At 72.6% G+C, this 20,017-nt stretch carries 17 protein-coding genes and 1 pseudogene; 10 read left to right on the forward strand and 8 right to left on the reverse strand.

Annotated elements, in window-relative coordinates; translation table 11 throughout:
- Positions 1-63 precede the first annotated feature (63 nt).
- Entirely contained in the window at positions 64-2,358 is a 2,295-nt protein-coding gene (locus NHG27_RS06820; protein WP_497015378.1) for an exo-beta-d-1,3/1,6-glucosidase, read from the reverse strand.
- Between the two features lie 163 nt (positions 2,359-2,521).
- Positions 2,522-3,094, reverse strand: coding sequence for a TetR/AcrR family transcriptional regulator (locus tag NHG27_RS06825; RefSeq protein WP_193720619.1), 573 nt, complete (start codon positions 3,092-3,094; stop codon positions 2,522-2,524).
- Between the two features lie 92 nt (positions 3,095-3,186).
- Here NHG27_RS06825 and NHG27_RS06830 point away from each other — a divergent pair, with 92 nt between their 5' ends.
- Together NHG27_RS06830 and NHG27_RS06835 are read left to right on the forward strand one after the other, a co-directional pair.
- Complete coding sequence (locus tag NHG27_RS06830) at positions 3,187-3,810, forward strand: sugar O-acetyltransferase (RefSeq protein ID WP_497015380.1); 624 nt, start codon at positions 3,187-3,189, stop codon at positions 3,808-3,810.
- A 327-nt stretch (positions 3,811-4,137) separates the two neighbouring features.
- Positions 4,138-4,452 (forward strand): annotated as a pseudogene (locus NHG27_RS06835) (AfsR/SARP family transcriptional regulator); the annotation flags it as partial.
- A gap of 2,543 nt (positions 4,453-6,995) precedes the next feature.
- On the opposite strand, the gene NHG27_RS06840 reads toward NHG27_RS06835, so the two are convergent.
- From NHG27_RS06840 to NHG27_RS06860, 5 genes are all read right to left on the reverse strand, one after another.
- Positions 6,996-7,829 carry an ABC transporter permease gene (locus NHG27_RS06840; protein ID WP_227748655.1) on the reverse strand — a complete coding sequence of 278 codons (834 nt, stop codon included), beginning with the start codon at positions 7,827-7,829 and terminating at the stop codon, positions 6,996-6,998.
- Positions 7,826-8,857, reverse strand: a complete 1,032-nt coding sequence (locus NHG27_RS06845; protein ID WP_497015382.1) for an ATP-binding cassette domain-containing protein — start codon at positions 8,855-8,857, stop codon at positions 7,826-7,828. Before NHG27_RS06845 ends, NHG27_RS06840 begins: the two co-directional genes overlap by 4 nt.
- 163 nt (positions 8,858-9,020) lie before the next feature.
- A complete protein-coding gene (locus NHG27_RS06850; RefSeq protein WP_497015384.1) occupies positions 9,021-9,959 on the reverse strand; it encodes a COX15/CtaA family protein in 939 nt (312 codons plus the stop codon).
- A gap of 107 nt (positions 9,960-10,066) precedes the next feature.
- Positions 10,067-10,873 (reverse strand): ABC transporter permease, encoded by an 807-nt coding sequence (locus NHG27_RS06855; protein WP_497015385.1) that lies wholly within the window; start codon positions 10,871-10,873, stop codon positions 10,067-10,069.
- Positions 10,870-11,829 (reverse strand): ABC transporter ATP-binding protein, encoded by a 960-nt coding sequence (locus NHG27_RS06860; RefSeq protein WP_497015387.1) that lies wholly within the window; start codon positions 11,827-11,829, stop codon positions 10,870-10,872. Before NHG27_RS06860 ends, NHG27_RS06855 begins: the two co-directional genes overlap by 4 nt.
- A 172-nt stretch (positions 11,830-12,001) precedes the next feature.
- Between NHG27_RS06860 and NHG27_RS06865 the strand changes: the two genes are divergently transcribed.
- The 8 genes from NHG27_RS06865 to NHG27_RS06900 all read left to right on the forward strand — a co-directional run bounded on the left by NHG27_RS06865 (position 12,002) and on the right by NHG27_RS06900 (position 19,044).
- Positions 12,002-12,880 (forward strand): helix-turn-helix transcriptional regulator, encoded by an 879-nt coding sequence (locus NHG27_RS06865; RefSeq protein ID WP_497015389.1) that lies wholly within the window; start codon positions 12,002-12,004, stop codon positions 12,878-12,880.
- Position 12,881: 1 nt separating this feature from the next.
- Positions 12,882-14,336: a Fe-S cluster assembly protein SufB gene (gene sufB, locus NHG27_RS06870; protein ID WP_193720612.1), complete on the forward strand. Its 1,455-nt coding sequence runs from the start codon at positions 12,882-12,884 to the stop codon at positions 14,334-14,336.
- Positions 14,337-15,569, forward strand: coding sequence for a Fe-S cluster assembly protein SufD (sufD, locus tag NHG27_RS06875; protein WP_193720611.1), 1,233 nt, complete (start codon positions 14,337-14,339; stop codon positions 15,567-15,569).
- Positions 15,570-15,579: 10 nt separating this feature from the next.
- On the forward strand, positions 15,580-15,921 hold the full coding sequence (locus NHG27_RS06880) for a non-heme iron oxygenase ferredoxin subunit (protein ID WP_030152220.1): 342 nt from the start codon (positions 15,580-15,582) through the stop codon (positions 15,919-15,921).
- 35 nt (positions 15,922-15,956) lie between these two features.
- A complete protein-coding gene (gene sufC, locus NHG27_RS06885) occupies positions 15,957-16,721 on the forward strand; it encodes a Fe-S cluster assembly ATPase SufC (protein ID WP_193720610.1) in 765 nt (254 codons plus the stop codon).
- Between the two features lie 58 nt (positions 16,722-16,779).
- Complete coding sequence (locus NHG27_RS06890; protein ID WP_497015391.1) at positions 16,780-18,078, forward strand: cysteine desulfurase; 1,299 nt, start codon at positions 16,780-16,782, stop codon at positions 18,076-18,078.
- A 76-nt stretch (positions 18,079-18,154) separates the two neighbouring features.
- A complete protein-coding gene (gene sufU, locus NHG27_RS06895) occupies positions 18,155-18,700 on the forward strand; it encodes a Fe-S cluster assembly sulfur transfer protein SufU (protein WP_193720608.1) in 546 nt (181 codons plus the stop codon).
- Positions 18,697-19,044: a metal-sulfur cluster assembly factor gene (locus tag NHG27_RS06900; protein WP_056647167.1), complete on the forward strand. Its 348-nt coding sequence runs from the start codon at positions 18,697-18,699 to the stop codon at positions 19,042-19,044. Before sufU ends, NHG27_RS06900 begins: the two co-directional genes overlap by 4 nt.
- A gap of 93 nt (positions 19,045-19,137) precedes the next feature.
- On the opposite strand, the gene NHG27_RS06905 is transcribed toward NHG27_RS06900, so the two are convergent.
- Positions 19,138-19,797, reverse strand: coding sequence for a Rid family hydrolase (locus NHG27_RS06905; protein WP_497015393.1), 660 nt, complete (start codon positions 19,795-19,797; stop codon positions 19,138-19,140).
- Positions 19,798-20,017: the final 220 nt, after the last annotated feature.

Raw genomic sequence — 20,017 nt, forward strand, 5'->3', positions numbered from 1 at the left:
CGACGGCGTCACGCCGTCGGGCCCTCGTCGTGCCCGGGCTCGTGCCCGGGCAGGGCGTACGGGTCAGCCGGTGACCGTGAAGCCGGCCCTGAGCAGTGCCTCGTCGCGCGACGAGGGCCCGACGAGGAGCTCGAACGCCCCGGGCTCGACGACGCGCCGCCCCTGGGCGTCGACGAGCGTGCAGTCGGCGACGGGGACCTCGAGGTCGACGACCTGCGACTCCCCGGGGGACAGGTCGACCTGGCGGTAGGCCTTGAGCTCCTTCTCGGCCCAGGTCACGGACGTCACGGTGTCGCGCACGTAGACCTGGACGGTCTCGCGGACGGGTCGCGACCCGGTGTTGCCGACCGTGACCCGGGCCCGGACGGTGCCGTCGAGGCCGACCGCGGCGTCGAGGACCGTGAGGTCCGCGTACTCGACCGTGGTGTAGCTCAGGCCCTCGCCGAACGCGAAGGGCGGGCGCTGCGTGAGGTCGGCGTAGCGCGTGCCGTGCTGACCCGGGAGCTGGTTGTAGAAGACCGGCAGCTGTCCGACGTGCTCGGCGAACGAGATCGGCAGGCGGCCCGACGGCTCGATCAGGCCCAGGACGAGCTCGGCGACCGCGCGGCCCCCGCGCATGCCGGGGTTGGCGGCCCACACGATCGCCGCGGCGTCCCGTGCCGAGGGCGGCAGGACGAGCGGCTTGGACGCCACGACCACGACGACGAGGGGCGTGCCCGTCTCGGCGAGAGCGTCGAGCAGGGCGACCTGGGCGCCGACGAGGTCGAGCGTCGCGGTCGAGCGGCCCTCGCCGACCAGCTCGATCCGGTCACCGACGACCGCGACGACGTAGTCCGCGTCGCGTGCGGCCGCGACGGCCTCCGAGATCATCGCCGCGTCGGGCTCGGCGGGCCGGACGACCTGGGGGCGCGGCTGCCCGTCGGGGAAGGTCTCGCCGTCGGGGTCGGGGACAAGGGTGAGGATGTCGGCGCCGCGTGCGTGCGTGACCTCCCAGCCCGCGGGGACGTGGTCCCGGAAGCCGTCGAGGACGGTCTGGGTCATCTCGCGCGGGTGGCCGTCGGGCAGCCAGTCGACCTGGCCCGACGCCCCGGCCCAGTCGCCCTGCTGGGTGTGCGGGTCGTCCGCGTTGGGTCCGACGACCGCGATCCGGCGGGTCGGCGCCCCGGCGCCCGAGGCGACCGCTCGACCGTCCGGGCCTGCAGCGAGACCGCCGTCGAGGGGGAGCGTCCCGTCGTTCGTGAGCAGCACGAGCGAGCGGCGCGCGACCTCGAGGTTGAGCTCGGCGTGCTCGGGGGACCCGACGACCAGGGCCTGGCGTTCCGGGTCGGGGCGCCGGGGGTTCTCGAACAGGCCGAGCTCGAGCTTGAGCGTGAGGATGCGGGCGACCGCGGCGTCGAGCCGGTCCTCGTCGAGCAGGCCCTGGCGGACGGCTTCCTGGGCGCCCTCGAAGAACTGGGGCGTGGTCATGACCATGTCGTTCCCGGCCCGCACAGCGGCCGCGGCCGCGTGGGTGTGGTCGGGCTGGATGTGCTGCTCCCAGACCATGCGGCCCACGTTGTCCCAGTCCGTGACCAGGGTGCCCGTGTAGCCCCACTCGCCGCGCAGGACCTCGCTCAGGAGCCACTCGTTGACCGTGATCGGCACGCCGTCCATGGACTGGTAGCCCAGCATGAACGTGCGGCAGCCCTCGCGGGCGACGCGCTCGAAGGGCGGGAGGAACCAGGACCGGAGCTTGCGGCGGGAGATGTCGGCCTCGCTCGCGTCCCGTCCTCCCTGGGTCTCGGAGTAGCCGGCGAAGTGCTTGGCGGTCGCGAGGATCGCGGTCGGGTCGGCGAGCCCGTCGCCCTGGTAGCCGCGCACCATCGCGGACGCGAGCTCGCCGATGAGGAACGGGTCCTCGCCGAAGGTCTCGCTCACGCGCCCCCAGCGCAGGTCGCGCGTGATGCACAGCACGGGGGAGAAGGTCCAGTGGATGCCGGTGGCCGCGACCTCGACCGCGGTGGCCCGCGCGGCCTGCTCGACCAGGTCGGGGTCCCAGGTCGCGGCCATGCCGAGCTGTGTCGGGTAGATCGTCGCGCCGTGCCAGAACGAGTGCCCGTGGATGCAGTCCTCGGCGACGAGCAGCGGGATCTGCAGGCGGCTGCGCGCCGTGAGCTCGTGAGCGAGGAGCGCGTTCTCGGGTGACGTGTGCAGGATCGAACCGACGTGGACCTCGTTCACGAGGCGCTCGACGCCATCGGCAGCGTTGAGCTGCATCATCTGCCCGACCTTCTCCGCGAGCGTCATGCGCCCGACGAGGTCGGCGACGCGTTCCGGGACGGGGAGGGACGGGTCCTGGTAGGGCAGGCGGTCGGACATGGGAGTCCCTTCGAGACGACGACGGTGGCGCGGGTCGGTACGGGCGGCCCGGGGCGGCGTCCCTGGACCGTGGAAGAAAACCATACACTGATAGGTAATCGTGATGGTGGTGACCGGGAGGCGAGCGAGGGTGGGACGAGGACGCGGGGAGCCGCGCGCGCGGTCAGGGGCGCGGAAGCCCCAGCACGTCGTACAGCAGCGTGTCGAGCGGCCCCTCGAGGCTCGCCCCGTCGTCGACCATCCACTGCAGCTGCGCGCCGTCGGCCGTCGCGATGATCAGGCGCGCGAGCGCGTCCGGGTCCAGGTGCGCCGGGATCTCGCCCGCCTCCTGCCGCGCGAGCAGGTCCTCCCGCAGCATCGCGCACAGGCCCGCGTAGCGCTGGGCCAGGACCTCGTGGGCAGGGTGCTCGCGGTCGCGGGCCGCGGCCGTCAGGGACACGAACAGCTCGACCAGCCCCGGCCTGCCCGCGTTGCCCCGGACGTTCTCCGCGAGCGTGCGCGGCACGTCGCGCTCGAGCGGGCGGCCCGTCTGGTCGCGGCGGACGATCACCTGGGTCAGCAGGTCCTCGCGCGAGTCGAAGTAGTGCATGACCCCGGCCACGGTGAGCCCGCAGCGCGCCGCGATCGTCCGCAGGCTCGTCCCGCGGTACCCCTCGTCGGAGAAGACCTCGAGCGCGACGTCGAGGATCTCCTCGCGCTTGAGCCGCCCCTTCGCGTACACGCCGTCCCTCGCCACGCGACGATCCTATGCGGGACCGGGCACAGGCGTGCAGACCCTTCGCCGCCACCCGGTAGCGTCGGACGACCACCGAACGACCAGGAGCACAGATGACGACCGAGCAGTACCGCACCGTCCGGGCGCGCATGAACACGGGCGAGCACTACGTGGACTACGGCGAGGGTCTCGAACAGCTCGAGGCCGAGCGGGTCGCGGGCAAGGAGCTCGCGTACGACTTCAACCACTCCCGCCCGGGCCAGGTCGCCGAGCGCGAGCGGATCCTGCACGAGCTCTTCGGCACGATCGGCGAGCGGGTCTGGATCGAGCCGCCGCTGAGCGTGTCCTACGGCTCGCACGTGCACCTGGGGGACGACGTCTACGCCAACTTCGACCTCGTGCTCGTCGACGACGCCGACATCCACGTGGGCGACCGCGTCATGTTCGCGCCCCACGTCACGATCACCACGGCAGGCCACCCCCTCTCGCCCGAGGCCCGTCGCGGCGGGACCCAGTTCTCGCGGCCCGTGCGCATCGAGGACGACGTGTGGATCGGCTCCAACGTCGTGGTCCTGCCCGGGGTGACGATCGGCGCGGGCTCCGTGATCGGCGCGGGCAGCGTCGTGACCAAGGACGTCCCGCCCCGCGTCGTGGCGCTCGGCACGCCGTGCCGCGTGCTGCGCCCGGTCGACGCGCAGGACCGTGAGGCGCTCGCGGCCGGCAGGCCCGTCGTCTGACGCGCACGCACCCGGGCCCGACGGCGTCACCCGCCGTCGGGCCCCCGCGTCCCCTCCGGCCCGCGCGGCCCGCGCACTAGAGTGTGGCGGGTGTCCTCGTCGGTCCCACCCCACCGTGCCCTCGTCCTCGGCCCGGTGACCGTCGACGGTCGGGACGGCTCACCGGTCACCCCGCCCAGCGCCCGCGCCCGCACCCTCGTGGCGGCCCTGGTGCTCGCCCACGGCCGCGCCGTGAGCACCGCCTCCCTGGTGGACGACCTGTGGCCGGACGACCGGCCGGCCGACCCGCGCGCCGCCCTCCAGAGCCTCGTCTCGCGGACCCGCGCCGTGCTCGCCGAGGGGATCCTCGTCTCGGGCCCGGGCGGCTACTCGTTCGGCGCCCGCAGCGACCTCGACGAGGTGCACGAGCTCGAACGGGCGGCGGCCGGCGCGCTCGCGGCCGGCGACCACCAGGCCGCCGTCGAGTGGGCCGAACGCCTCGTCGAGCGCGCGCCGCTCGACGAGGACGCGCACCTCGCCCTCCTGCGCGCCTACGCGGGCAGCGGTCGACCCTCCGACGCGCTGCGCACGTTCGGGGCTCTGCGCACCCGGCTCGCGGACGAGCTGGGCGCCGACCCGCGCGCAGACCTGGTCGCGCTCAACGCACGCATCCTGCAGGGCGCCGACACCCCGTCTGCCCGCGCGCCCCGCCGGGGGACGGCGCTCGGCCTGCGTGCCGCCCCGAACGCCCTCGTGGGCCGCGAGACCGACGTCGTCGCGATCCTCGGTCTCCTCGCGCGCTCCCGGCTCGTCACCGTCCTCGGCCCCGGCGGGATGGGCAAGACGCGCGTGGTGCAGGAGGTCGCCCGCCGAGCGAGCGCCACGACCCCGCTCGTCGCCGTCGTCGAGCTCGCGAGCGTGCGCACGGGAGAGGACATCGGCCTGGCCCTCACGTCCGCGCTCGAGATCCGCGACACGCGCGGCCTGCGGCTCGGCGACCAGGTCGCGCGCGCCGAGGTCCACGAGCTCGTGGCCGAACGCCTCGGGGAGACCGAGACCCTGCTCGTGCTCGACAACTGCGAGCACGTCGTGGACGAGGCCGCGCGCTGGGCCGCCGACCTGCTCGCCGCCGTCCCCGGGCTCACGATCCTCACCACCAGCCGCTCGCCCCTCCTGGTCGCAGGAGAGCAGGTGCACCCGCTCGAACCGCTCGCGACGACCGGTACGGGGACCGAGGGCCCCGGGCCTGCCGTCGAGCTCTTCCGCGCCCGGGCGCTCGCGGCCCGCCCCGGCGCCGACCTGCCCGACGACGTCCTGGACCGGCTGTGCACCCACCTCGACGGCCTGCCCCTCGCGATCGAGCTCGCCGCGGCGCGCGTCCGCACACTGTCCGTCCAGGAGATCGAGCGCCGGCTCGACGCCCGCTTCGCGCTGCTCACCACGGGCGACCGCAGCGCCCCCGCCCGGCACCGGACGCTGCACGCCGTCATCGACTGGAGCTGGAACCTCCTCACCGCACCCCAGCAGGAGCTGCTGCGCCGGCTGTCCCTGCTGCCCGACGGGTTCGGCGTGCAGACCGCCCAGGCGGCCTCCGCCGTCGGGCTCGACGACGTCGAGGCGCTCGTCAACCAGTCCCTCCTGACCGTGACCGACGAACCCCTGTGCCGCACCGCGCGCTACCGCATGCTCGAGACCGTGCGCGAGTTCGGTGCGCTCGCGCTCGCCGAGGCCGGCGAGCGCGAGACCGCCCAGGAGGCGACGTACCGGTGGGCCGTCGACCTCGCACGACGCGAGGTCGCACGCCTCGAAGGGCCCACGCAGGTCCCCGCGATGCTCGCGCTGCGCGTCGAGCAGGAGAACCTCGTGCACGTGCTGCGCACGGCGCTCGCGGCCGACCGGGCCGACGTGGTCCTGCCCGTCTTCCACGCGCTCGGCCTGCACTGGTCCCTGCGCGGGGCGCACACCGAGGTCGTCGGGCTCGGCCGTGACGTGCTGCGCGTCGTCGCGGGCTGGCAGGGCCGGCTCGTGCGGGGTGCACCCGACGCCCCGGTCGAGGAGCTCACGCGCGAGGCGGGCATCGTGCTGTTCCTGCTCACGGCCGCGACGCCCACCGGGGACCCGGCGACCGGCGTCCGGGCCGCTGCCCGTCTGCGGCGCCTGCACCGCGACGCCGACATCGGCTCGCGCGCCCCGGCGTTCACCGACCTCCTGGCCGACGCAGGCGACCCGCTCGGCATGGGACCGCGGCTGGCCGAGCTGCACACGTCCGACGACCCGTTCGTCGCGCTCGTGGCCCACCTGCTCAGCGCCCAGCTCCTGGAGAACGCCGGACGCCTCGACGAGGCGGTCGCCCAGGTCACGGTCGCCCACGGGTTCGCGACGCGTGCCCAGGACACCTGGGGAGCCGCGACCTCGGCCCTCTTCCTCGCCCAGCTCGCGAGCGAGCAGGGCGACGCTGCGCGGGCGCTCGAGTGGGTGGCCACGGCCCGCGAGGGGCTCGGCCGGCTCCACGCCGACGAGGACCTGCGCCAGCTCGACTGGCTCGAGGCGACCAACCTCGTGCTCGTCGGGCGCGTCGCGGAGGCCGAGCCGTTGTTCACGTCGCTCGTCGAGACCGACGACGACCCCGTACCCCCCGGGATCGGCGGGTCCGCGCACGAGGTGCGCTCGATCGGGCACGCCGGGCTGGCCGAGATCGCCGTCGCCCGCGGTGACCACGCGCGCGCCCTGTCCGAGCTCGAGGCGGCCAACGCGGCCGTCGGCAGCGGGTCCGCGCGGCGCTCGCCCTGGTACACGATGTTCGCCGCCGGGTGGCTGTCGACGATGCTGCTGCCCGCCCCCGGCACGACCGGCCCGTGGGTGCCGGACCCCTTGCCGTCGCCCCGGGCGGAGCGCCTCGCCCGTGAGCTGCGGGTGCGGATGGTCGCCGGTCACCGCGCCTCGCCCGCCATGGTCGACTACCCCGTCCTCGGGACGGCCGCGCTCGCCCTCGGGGCCTACCTGTGGTCGTCGCCGGGCCTCGACCGGTTCGACGACGGGCTCGCCCTCCTCGAGCTCGGACGCCGCATGGGGGCCCGCCAGGACGCGCCCTCGCTCCGCCTGCCCGAGCACGTCGCCTGGGCGCGCGCCCTGCACGGCGACGCGCACGTGGACGAGGTGCGCGACGCCGTCGGGCGGCCGGGGCACCGCCCGTCCGAGCGCGACGCTCAGGCCTTGCGCATGTACGCCCGCACCGTGAGCGGTGCGAAGACCGCGACGATGACGGCCGCGCCGACGAGCGAGATCACGGCGTCCGCACCGATCACCCCGTCGTTCGTCAGCTCGCGCACCGCCGTGACCAGGTGCGAGACCGGGTTGACGTTGACGAAGCCCTGGAGCCAGCCCGGCATGGTGTCGGGCTGCACGAACGCGTTCGACAGGAACGTGAGCGGGAACAGGACGATCATCGAGATCCCCTGGACGCTCGCCGCGGTCCGGGCGATCACACCGAAGAACGCGAAGATCCAGCTCACGGCCCACGAGCACACGATCACGAGCAGGGCCGCCAGGACGACCGATCCCAGACCGCCCGCGGGGCGGTAGCCCATGACGTAGCCCATCGCGAACGTCAGGGTCGTCGCGATGCCGTACCGGACGGTGTCCGCGAGCAGCGCCCCGGACAACGGCGCGATGCGCGCGATCGGCAGCGAGCGGAACCGGTCGAACACGCCCTTGTCCATGTCCTCACGGAGCTGGACGCCCGTCACGACCGACGTCGTGATGACGGTCTGGACGAGGATGCCGGGGATGATCGTCGGCAGATAGCTCACGACGTCGCCCGCGATCGCGCCGCCGAAGATGTACGTGAACATGAGCGTGAACAGGATGGGCTGGAGCGTCACGTCGACGAGCTGCTCGGGCGTCCGGCGGATCTTCAGGAGCCCGCGGTACGCCATCGTGAACGTGTTGCGGACCGTCTGGCCGACGCTCGTGCGGTTGGACAGGCTGCGGTCGGAGCCGGCCTGGATCTGCCGGCGGGGAGCGGTGAGGGTCGTGGTCATCGCAGGGCTTCCTCTCGCGTGCTGGTGGCTGCCGGGGCGACGCGGTCCGTGGGCGTCGCGCCCGCTGTGCCCTGCTCGCCCCCGGCAGCGACGCCGTGGCCCGTGAGGGTCAGGAACACCTCGTCGAGGCTCGGCTTGTCCATGCTGATCGAGTCGACCGCGATGCGGGCCTCGCGCAGCCGGACCAGGAGGTCCGTCACCTCGTCGGGCCCCGTCACCGGGACCGTGATGCGGCGCGCCTCGGGGGACGTGGTCGCGGGCACGCCGAACGTCGTCTCCACGATGTCGAGCGCCGACCCCAGGTCCGCGGCCGCGACCAGGCCGAGCTGGAGCGACTGGTTGCCCACCGCGTCCTTGAGCTCGTCGGCCGTGCCCTCCGCGACCACGCGACCGCGGTCGATGACCGCGATCCGGTCAGCGAGCTGGTCGGCCTCGTCCAGGTACTGCGTCGTGAGCACGACCGTCGACCCCGTCGCGACGAGCTCGCGGATCGTGTCCCACATCTGCGCGCGGGTGCGCGGGTCGAGCCCCGTCGTGGGCTCGTCGAGGAAGATCAGGGGTGGCTGGGCGATGAGGCTCGCCGCGAGGTCCAGACGACGGCGCATTCCCCCTGAGAAGTTCTTCAGGGGCCGGGTGGCCGCCTCGGTCAGGCCGAACGTCTCGAGCAGCCCGGCTGCCTTGCGTCGAGCCTCGGCCCGGCCCAGGCCGAGCAGGCGCGAGAAGATCACGAGGTTCTCGGTCGCGCTCAGCGTCTCGTCGACCGAGGCGTACTGGCCCGTGACGCCGATGAGCTGGCGCACGACCTGGGCCTCGCGGACGACGTCGTGCCCGAAGACCCGGGCCTCGCCCGCGTCGGGGCGCAGGAGCGTCGCGAGCATGCTGATGGTGGTGGTCTTGCCGGCGCCGTTCGGGCCGAGCACGCCGTACACCGAGCCGGTGCGGATGCTCAGGTCGACTCCGTCGACCGCCCGGTTGTCGCCGAACGTCTTGACGAGGCCGTGCGCCTCGACCGCCCATTCGTGGGTCATGGATTCCTCCTGGTGGCTGATGGACCCAGCCTCCGGGAGGTGCCTGTCACGCGGGTGTCAGGGCGCTGTCACGGCGCGGCCGCGTCCCCGTGACGCAGAAGGGCCGCGGCCCCCGACGGGGACCGCGGCCCTTCTCGACCGCCGCGGGCGACGGTCGGAGAGGTCAGTCGCGCACGCGGAACGTGAGCAGGGTCCAGGTGAGCGACGTGATGAGCAGCCCCGCACCCAGCATGTGCGCCGCGACGAGGATCTCCGGCAGGCCCGTGAAGTACTGGACGTAGCCGATCAGGCCCTGGAGGAGCGTCACGGCGACCAGCACGACGACGGCCTTGCGCGAGCGCGCGGGGGAGTCCTTCCGGCGCAGGACCCGCACCGCGAGCACTGCGAGCACGACGAGGAACAGCCACACCGAGGCCGCGTGCACCTTGCTGATGAGCGCCGGGTCGAGGGCGAAGCGGTACGCGACCTCGTCGTCGCCGCCGTGCGGGCCCGACCCCGTCGCCAGGACGCCCAGGACGAGCAGCGGGACGGAGAGGACGGCGAGCGCCCTGCCCACCGCACGCGTCCCCGCGTCGACGACCGCGACGGGCCGGGCGTCCCCCTCGCCGTGGCGGTACAGCAGGTACGCCGAGACCCACACGAGCGCGGCCGACACCAGGAAGTGGAAGCCCACGACCGCGGGGTGCAGGTGCAGGAGCACCGTGATGCCGCCGATCACGGCCTGCGCCGCGACGCCGCCGAGCGGGGCCCAGCCGAGGCGCCGGTACGAGGACGAGCGCGAGGCGTCGGTCCACACGAGCAGCAGCACGGCGACCGCGATGACGCCGAGCACGCCCGTCAGGGTCCGGTTGCCGAACTCGATGATCGGGTGGATCGACATCGCGGAGTGGAACTCGGGCGTGAAGCTCCCGGGCTCGCACAGGGGCCACGTGGAGCAACCGAGCCCCGAGCCCGTGAGGCGCACCGCGCCGCCCGTGACGATGATGCCGATCTGGCCGACCAGGTTCGCGACGAGGACCGGTCGGGTCCAGCGACGGAAGCGGTCGACCTTCGCGTACCAGGCGGGGGTCGAGGGTGCCGGGGCGAGTTCTGCGCTGCTCACGGTCCCAAGGTAGTCGCGCCGGGCCCGGGTGCTCCCATCGCGAGGGCCTCGCGCGGTGTGAGATTGGCCCCGTGGCGCCCCTGCGCGCGCCCGTCCGTGCGCGGACGTCAGTGCCAGCGGAACAGCTTGCCCGCTCCCCACCCGAGCGCCGCGGTCCAGCCGAGGAGCACGACCACCGAGAACGCGGGGACCTCGCCCAGGAGGAGCGCGCCACGCATGGCCTCGCCGAGCGCGCCCGACGGGAGCAGGAGCGCGACCTGCTCGAGCGCGCCCGGGAGCTGGGCGGCCGGGACGAGCACGCCCCCCGCGACGGTCAGCAGCACGAGCAGCAGGTTCGCGACCGCGAGCACACCCTCGGCGCGCAGGGTCCCCGCGAGCAGGAGCGCGAGGCTCGTGAACGCCGCGGTACCGAGCAGCACCGCGAGCAGCGCCGGCAGGACGCCGGCCGGGTCCGGGGACCAGCCGAGCGCGAGCGCGACCCCGCTGAGCACGACCACCTGGACGACCTCGACCGCGAGGACCCCGAGGATCTTGCCCGCGAGCAGCCCGCCCCGGCCCAGCGGCGTCGTGGACAGCAGCCGCAGCACGCCGTTGCGGCGGTCGAAGGCCGTCGCGATGGCCTGCGACGTGAAGGCCGTCGACATGACCGCGAGGGCCAGGACGCCTGGCGTCACGAAGTCGATGCGCGAGTAGCCCTGGGTGTCGAGGTCCACGAGGCTCGTGCGTGCGAGCCCGACGAGCAGCATCACGGGCAGGACGATCGTCACGAGCAGCTGCTCGCCGTTGCGCAGGATCATGCGCGTCTCGAACGCCGTCTGGGACGCGACCCGGCGCCACGCCGGGGCCGCGCCGTCGGTCGTGGTCGGCACGGAGGGTCCCGGGCCGGCCGGGCCGGCCGTCGTCTGGTCGGTCATCGGAGCTCTCGTCCTGTCAGGTCGAGGAACACGTCCTCGAGGGTGCGGCGACCGATCGTGAGACGCGAGGCGAGCGCGCTCTGCTCCGCGAGCCACGCGGTCACGACGGCGACGGTCGACGGGTCGACCGGCCCCGTCACGCTGTACGAGCCGGGCTGGGTCTCGGTGACGGTCCACGCGGAGGCAGGTGACGCCGTCAGGCCGGACTCGACGCGTCCGCGCAGCGCATCCACGTCCAGGCCCTCGCGGGCCTCGAGGCGCAGCGTGCGGTCCCCGTCCGCGGACGGCCCCGCGTGCAGCAGGTCGGCCGTCGCCCCCGACGCGATGACCTGCCCGTGGTCCACGATGTACACGTGGTCCGCGAGGTCCTCGGCCTCGTCCATGAGGTGGGTCGTCAGGACGATCCCGACGCCGTCCGCGCGCAGCTCGCGCACGAGCTCCCACACCGCGTGCCGGCTCTGCGGGTCCATGCCCGCGCTCGGCTCGTCGAGGAACACGACCTCGGGGCGGCCCACGATCGCCGCGGCGAGCGCGAGACGCTGGCGCTGGCCGCCCGACAGCCGCCGGACCGTGGTCCGGGCGAAGCTCGCGAGCCCCAGGCGCTCCGTGATCTCCGCCACGTCGCGAGGGTTGGCGTACATCGACGCGACGTGGTGCAGCATCTCGAGCGCACGCACGCCCGTGGGCAGCCCGCCGTCCTGGAGCATGACGCCGACCCGCGGGCGCAGGTCACGCGCGTTCAGCAGCGGGTCGAGGCCGAGGACCTCGACCCTGCCCTCGTCGGGGGCACGCAGGCCCTCGCAGCACTCGATCGTGGTGGTCTTGCCGGCCCCGTTGGGGCCGAGGACCGCGGTCACGGCGCCGCGCGAGGCGGTCAGGCTCAGGTGGTCGACGACCGCCCGGCCGTCATAACGCTTGACCACGTCCTGGAGGACGACGGCAGGGGAGTCGGGCACGGTGGCGATTGTAGGGGAGCCGCCTGGGGCCCGGTGTGAGGTACGCCTTGCTTGCGCCGGAACAATTAGCGCATGAGACTGTTACCTATATCGACGACGCCTCCCGGGATCTCGCGCGCCCGCGGGCCAGGCGGAAGGAACCAGCAGGCCGGACACGACGTGGAGGTGAGGCATGAGCGAGGACGCACGCACCTCCCGCGCGCCGAGCGCCGCGACCGTCCCCGGACCCGCCCCCGTCGACGGCGACGGCACGACCCGTGAGCGCGTCCTCGCGCTCATCGTCTCCGACGGCCCCGTGAGCGCCGCCTCGCTCGCGACCGACCTCGGCCTCACGCCCGCAGGCGTCCGCCGACACCTCGCCCAGCTCGAGACCGACGGCCTCATCGCCGTCCACGAGTCGGGGACGGCGACCGGGATGCGCGGGCGCCCCGCCCGGCACTACGTCGCCACGAACCGCGGGCAGTCAGAGCTCTCGGGCGCCTACCCCGACCTCGCGACCCAGGCGCTGCGCTACCTGCGCGACGTCGCGGGGGAGGACGCGGTCGAGGAGTTCGCGCACCGCCGGCTCGAGGCGCTCACGGACCGCTACGCGAGCCGCATCACGGCCGACGACGTCGCGGGCCGGGCCGAGCAGCTCGCCACGGTCCTCGCGGAGGACGGCTTCGCGGCGAGCGTGCGCCCCGTCGCGGGCACCGCGACCGTCCAGCTGTGCCAGGGCCACTGCCCCGTCCAGCACGTCGCGGAGGAGTTCCCCCAGCTCTGCGACGCCGAGGCCCAGGTCTTCTCCCGGCTCCTCGGCTCGCACGTCCAGCGGCTCGCGACCCTCGCGGGCGGCGGGCACGCGTGCACCACCAACGTCCCCGTCCTGCCGGGGACCGTCCGAGCACCCGAGGCGCGCGACTCCGTCGGGCACGAGACCACCGAACGCCGTGCCACCGCGCGCGGACCGCGCGCCCCGGCGCACCCCCCAGCACGACACCCCGAACCGACAGGTTCACCGACCACCGCCCACCGCCCCCCTCCGTCGTCCGACGGAACGTGGAAGGAATGACATGAGCGCTCCCACCCAGGACACCGCTGGCGTGTCCCAGAGCACCGGCCAGTCCGACGAGGAGATCATCGCCTCGATCGGCTCCTACGGCTACGGCTGGCACGACAAGGACGATGCCGGCGCGACCGCGCAGCGCGGCCTCTCCGAGGCGGTCGTGCGCAACATCTCCGCGCTCAAGAGCGAGCCCGAGTGGATGCTGAACTACCGCCTCAAGGCCCTGCGCCTGTTCGACAAGAAGCCCATGCCCAACTGGGGCAGCGACCTGTCGGGCATCGACTTCGACAACATCAAGTACTTCGTGCGGTCCACCGAGAAGCAGGCCACCTCCTGGGACGACCTGCCCGAGGACATCAAGGAGACCTACGACAAGCTCGGCATCCCCGAGGCGGAGAAGCAGCGCCTCGTCGCCGGCGTCGCGGCCCAGTACGAGTCCGAGGTGGTCTACCACCAGATCAACGAGGAGCTCGAGAAGCAGGGCGTCATCTTCCTCGACACCGACACCGCGCTGCGCGAGCACCCCGAGCTCTTCCAGGAGTACTTCGGCACCGTCATCCCCTCGGGTGACAACAAGTTCGCCGCGCTCAACTCGGCCGTGTGGTCCGGCGGTTCGTTCGTCTACGTCCCCCCGGGCGTCCACGTCGAGATCCCGCTGCAGGCCTACTTCCGCATCAACACGGAGAACATGGGCCAGTTCGAGCGCACGCTGATCATCGCGGACGAGGGCTCGTACGTGCACTACGTCGAGGGCTGCACCGCCCCGATCTACTCGAGCGACTCGCTGCACTCCGCGGTCGTCGAGATCATCGTCAAGAAGAACGCCCGCGTGCGCTACACGACCATCCAGAACTGGTCGAACAACGTGTACAACCTCGTCACCAAGCGCGCGACGGCGGCCGAGGGCGCGACCATGGAGTGGGTCGACGGCAACATCGGCTCCAAGGTCACCATGAAGTACCCCGCGATCTACCTGCTCGGCGAGCACGCCAAGGGCGAGACGCTGTCGATCGCGTTCGCGGGCGAGGGCCAGCACCAGGACGCAGGCGCCAAGATGGTGCACGCGGCCCCGCACACGTCCTCCTCGATCGTCTCGAAGTCCGTGGCGCGCGGCGGTGGACGCACGTCCTACCGCGGCCTCGTCCAGGTCCTCGAGGGAGCGGAGCACTCCGCCTCCACCGTTCTGTGCGACGCGCTGCTCGTCGACCAGATCTCCCGGTCCGACACCTACCCGTACGTCGACGTCCGCGAGGACGACGTCTCGATGGGTCACGAGGCGACCGTGTCGCGCGTGAGCGAGGACCAGCTGTTCTACCTCATGTCCCGAGGCATGGCGGAGACCGAGGCCATGGCCATGATCGTGCGCGGGTTCGTCGAGCCCATCGCCCGTGAGCTGCCCATGGAGTACGCGCTCGAGCTCAACCGCCTCATCGAACTGCAGATGGAAGGGTCCGTCGGCTAAATGACTACTACTGCGAGCACCCCCCAGACCGACCCCGTCGGCCTGAGCACGGACCACTCCCAGGCGACCCAGGACGGCGCTCACTCGCACGGGGTCGGCGGCACGCCGCAGGGCTCCCGCGCCGAGCGCATCACGTCGTTCGACCCGGCCGTGATCACCGAGCCCACCGGCCGCGAGGAGGAGTGGCGCTTCTCCCCGGTCAAGCGCCTCGCCCCGCTGTTCTCGACGACGCTCGGCAGCGCCGGCGTGCGCACGACCGTGGTCGACGCGCCCGAGGTCACGGTCGAGATCGTCGGCCGTGACGACGAGCGGCTCGGCCGCGCGGGCGTCCCGGGCGACCGCACCGCCGTGACCGCGTGGAACGCGTTCTCCGAGGCGACCGTCGTCACGATCCCGGCCGAGGCCGTGGCCAGCGAGGTCACCTCGGTGCGCATCGAGGGCCTGTCCGACGAGCCCACCGCGACGCACCTGCTGGTCCACGCGCAGCGGCACAGCGAGTCCGTCGTCGTCATCGACCACGTCGGCTCCGCGACGCTCACCGAGACCGTCGAGATCGTCGTCGAGGACGGCGCCCACCTCACGGTCGTCTCGGTGCAGGACTGGAGCGAGGGCGCGGTCCACGCGAGCTCGCACCGCGCCCGCATCGGCCGCGACGCCAAGCTCAAGCACGTCGTCGTGACGTTCGGCGGCGACGTCGTCCGCGTGACCCCCGACGCCGAGTTCACCGGCACCGGTGGCGAGGTCGAGATGGTCGGCCTGTACTTCGCGGACGCCGACCAGCACCAGGAGCACCGCCTCTTCGTCGACCACGCCGTCCCCAGCTGCAAGTCCCGCGTCACGTACAAGGGCGCGCTGCAGGGCGAGGGCGCGCACACGGTCTGGGTCGGCGACGTGCTGATCCGCACCGAGGCAGAGGGCACGGACACCTACGAGCTCAACCGCAACCTCGTCCTGTCGGACGGCGCGCGCGCGGACTCGGTCCCGAACCTCGAGATCGAGACGGGCCTCATCGAGGGGGCCGGGCACGCCTCGGCCACCGGTCGCTTCGACGACGAGCAGCTCTTCTACCTGCAGGCCCGCGGCATCCCCGAGACCGACGCCCGTCGTCTCGTGGTCCGTGGCTTCTTCGCAGAGCTCATCCAGGAGATCGGCGTCCCCTCGGTCGAGGAGCGCCTGCTCGAGTCGATCGAGGCCGAGCTCGCCAAGTCGATGAGCGTCATCGAAGGCCGGTGACCGGACCCGCATGACTGCACAGCTTGCTTGCATGACCGACGACGTGGCGCCCGAGGAGGCGCTGCGCGTGGAGCTCGAGGGCGAGAGCGGCCCCGTCGAGGTCGCGGTCGTCCGCGACGGCGACGGGAACTGGCACGCCATCTCGGACATCTGCTCCCACGGTGCGGTCTCGCTGTCCGACGGCGAGGTCGAGGGCTGCTTCATCGAGTGCTGGCTGCACGGCTCGCAGTTCGACCTGCGGACCGGCATGCCCACCGCGCTGCCCGCGATGCGCCCCGTGCCCGTCTACCCGGTCACGATCGACGGCGAGCGCGTGCTCGTCGACATCGACCAGACCGTCTCCCCGTCCTGACCCCTGAACTTTTCTCGAATACTGGAGAACACCACATGTCCACTCTGGAGATCCGCGACCTGCACGTCAGCGTCGAGACCAAGGAAGGGCCGAAGCCGATCCTGCGCGGCGTCGACCTGACCATCAACAGCGGCGAGACGCACGCGATCATGGGCCCCAACGGCTCGGGCAAGTCGACCCTCGCGTACTCGATCGCCGGGCACCCCAAGTACACGATCACGGGCGGCACCGTGACGCTCGACGGCGAGGACGTCCTCGCGATGACGGTCGACGAGCGCGCCCGCGCCGGCATGTTCCTCGCCATGCAGTACCCGGTCGAGGTCCCCGGCGTGTCCGTCTCGAACTTCCTGCGCACCGCGAAGACCGCGATCGACGGCGAGGCCCCCGCGCTGCGCACGTGGGTCAAGGACGTCAAGGGCGCCATGGAGAACCTGCGCATGGACTCGTCCTTCGCCGAGCGCTCGGTCAACGAGGGCTTCTCCGGCGGTGAGAAGAAGCGCCACGAGATCCTGCAGATGGAGCTGCTCAAGCCGCGCATCGCGATCCTCGACGAGACCGACTCGGGCCTCGACGTCGACGCGCTGCGCATCGTCTCCGAGGGCGTCAACCGCGCCAAGGAGTCCACGGACGTCGGCGTGCTGCTCATCACGCACTACACGCGCATCCTGCGCTACATCAAGCCGGACTTCGTGCACGTGTTCGTCGACGGCCGCATCGCCGAGGAGGGCGGCCCCGAGCTCGCCGAGCGCCTCGAGAACGAGGGCTACGACCGCTTCCTGACGGGTGCGGCCACGGCCTGACCCGTCCAGCCGTCCGCCGGTCCGCCGGCGGGCACCTGACAACCCGAGGAGACTTGCGATGACCACCACCGACACCGTGCGGGCAGGGCTGAGCGCCACCGAGCTCGCCGCCGTGCGAGCCGACTTCCCGCTGCTCGCCCGCACGGTGCGGGGTGGCCGTCCGCTCGTCTACCTCGACTCGGGCGCGACCTCGCAGAAGCCGCAGGTCGTCCTCGACACCGAGGTCGACTTCTACGAGGAGCGCAACGCCGCGGTGCACCGCGGTGCGCACCAGCTCGCGGAGGAGGCGACCGAGGCGTTCGAGGACGCCCGGGCGGCGGTCGCACGCTTCGTGGGGGCCGACACGGACGAGATCGTGTGGACCTCCGGGGCCACGGCCGCGATCAACCTCGTCACCTACGCGCTGTCCAACGCGAGCATCGGCCGCGGGGGAGAGGCGGCCCGTCGCTTCGCCCTGGCGCCGGGCGACGAGATCGTCCTCACGGAGGCCGAGCACCACGCCAACCTCGTGCCGTGGCAGGAGCTCGCCGCGCGCACCGGGGCGGTGCTGCGCTGGTTCGGGGTGGACGACGACGGGCGCGTCCGCGTCGACGAGGCCGACTCGGTCATCACCGAGCGCACGCGCGTCGTCGCGTTCACGCACGCCTCGAACGTGACGGGCGCGATCACGCCCGTCGCGCCGATCGTGGCGCGGGCCCAGGAGGTCGGGGCCCTCACGGTCCTCGACGCCTGCCAGTCGGTCCCGCACCTGCCCGTCGACCTGCACGCGCTCGACGTCGACTTCGCGGCGTTCTCCGGGCACAAGATGCTCGGGCCCACGGGCGTCGGCGCGCTCTACGGGCGCCGCGAGCTGCTCGAGGCGCTGCCCCCGGTCACGACGGGCGGCTCCATGATCGAGGTCGTCACGATGACCGAGGCGACGTACATGCCGCCGCCGCAGCGCTTCGAGGCCGGCACGCAGGCCGTCGCGCAGATCGTCGGGCTCGGCGTCGCCGCGCAGTACCTCGACGAGCTGGGCATGGCGAACGTCGCCGCCCACGAGCACGACCTCGCGGTCGAGCTGCTCAAGATCGCGGACGTCCCCGGCGTGCGGATCATCGGCCCCACCACCCCCGAGGACCGCCTCGCGGTCGTCTCGTTCGTCGTCGACGGCGTCCACGCCCACGACGTGGGCCAGGTGCTCGACGCCGCCGGGATCGCGGTGCGGGTCGGTCACCACTGCGCGCAGCCCCTGCACCGCCGGTTCGGGATCGCCGCCACGGCGCGCGCCTCGGCCTCGGTGTACACGACGTCCGAGGACGTCACGGCGTTCCGGGAAGGTTTGGCGGGGGTCCGGGCGTTCTTCTCAGTGGACTGAGAACCCGCACGTCCCACACTTGTTCGCGCGGTCCCCACGGCCCCGCAGGATGTACCGAAGGAGCACGACCCCCGCCATGAGCAGCTCGTTGGAGCAGATGTACCAGCAGGTCATCCTCGACCACGCGAAGTCCCCCCACGGGCGAGGCTTCGTGGAACTCTCCGAGGGGCACCTGCACGGTGAGTCGCACCAGATCAACCCCACGTGCGGCGACGAGGTCACGATGCGCGTCGAGTTCGACACCGCCGACCCGAAGGCCCCGACCATCTCGAGCGTGAGCTGGGAGGGGCAGGGCTGCAGCATCTCGCAGGCCTCGCTGTCCGTGCTCACGGACCTCGTGACGGGCGCGCCCGTCGCCGAGTCGGAGCACCTGGGCGACGTCTTCCGCCAGCTCATGCAGTCGCGCGGCAAGGGCCTCGACGACGACCTCGAGGACCAGCTCGGCGACGCCACGGCCTTCACCGGGGTCGCGCAGTTCCCGGCCCGCATCAAGTGCGCGCTGCTCGGCTGGGCAGCCCTGCGTGACACCCTGGCGACGTCCGGGGTCCTCGCGGACGCCCACGCCACCCAGCCCGAGCTCGACCAGACCACGTCCACTCAGTCACCTCAGGAGAACCGATGACGACCGAGACCCCCGCCGCCTCTGCGGCGCCGACCCCGCCGACCGCGGCCGACGTCGAGGAGGCCATGCGCGACGTCATCGACCCCGAGCTCGGCATCAACGTCGTCGACCTCGGCCTCGTCTACGGCATCCAGGTCGACCAGAACAACCACGCCGTGATCGACATGACGCTCACGTCGGCGGCCTGCCCGCTCACGGACGTCATCGAGGACCAGACGGCGCAGTCCCTCGACGGTCTGATCGACGGCTTCCGGGTCAACTGGGTCTGGATGCCGCCGTGGGGCCCCGAGAAGATCACGCAGGACGGCAAGGACCAGCTGCGCGCGCTGGGCTTCAACGTCTGACCTGGATCCTGGACGAGGGCTCTCACCTGATCTGCTGATCGGGTGAGAGCCCTCGGGCGTGCGGGGGACGGCGGCCGGTCGTCCCGCGGCACGCTACTTCGAGTGCTTGTGGTCCGTCCCCGGGTAGACGGCGTCGACCTCGACCTCGACCAGCCAGCCGTTGACGGGCAGGTTCTCGATCTCCAGCGCGAAGCGCGAGGGACGGGTCTCGTTGACGACCATGGGCTTGGTGGTGGCGGAACCGAGCTGGACGTCGAGGGTCGCGCCGGTGGCCAGGTTCGTGTTGGCGAAGAACTGCCGGTAGGCACGGTTCCAGCCGTCGAAGTCCATCTTCTCGGCGCCCTGGGGGTTCTGCAGGAAGACCCGCATCGAGACGACGTCCTCGTAGGAGAGCCCGGCCTTCGTCAGGTTCTCGCCGATGCGCATGAGGACGTTGATGCCCTGGGCCTCGGTGATGGTCACACCGGCCGGGAGCTGGCCGCCCGGGAAGACGTCGGTCGGGATGTAGCGCGCTTCGGCCGACACCCCTGGCGCGGTGTTCATCGCGGACGGGCCGAGCCCCGACGACTTGTACCAGGAGACGTTCTTGCCGATCGCGACGCCGTTGGCGATCGACGGGGTGTCGCCCGTGACGAGTGCGACGGCCTCGGTCGGGTGCGGTGCGAAGAGCCTGTCCTTCGCGTAGGCGGTTCCCGGGATCGCGACGGCCGCGGTCACGACGACCGCGGTGAGGATCTTGACGCTGTTCTTCATGAGGGCCTCCGGGGCACGGTGCGGGCGAGATGACGCCGGTGGGTGCCGGTCCGTCGAGAACCGGTTGGCCAGGAACGTAACCAGGAGTCGTTTCCGGTCGGTGAACGTCCGGAGGCGTTCTGAAGTCCGTCCCGCCGGCCGACCATCCGTTCTCGCCCCCTGCCTGCGACCTGGAGCAACGGGTCGAAACGGACTCGTTACCGCGGGCAACTACGACGAA

Source organism: Oerskovia sp. 140933, assembly GCF_059651515.1.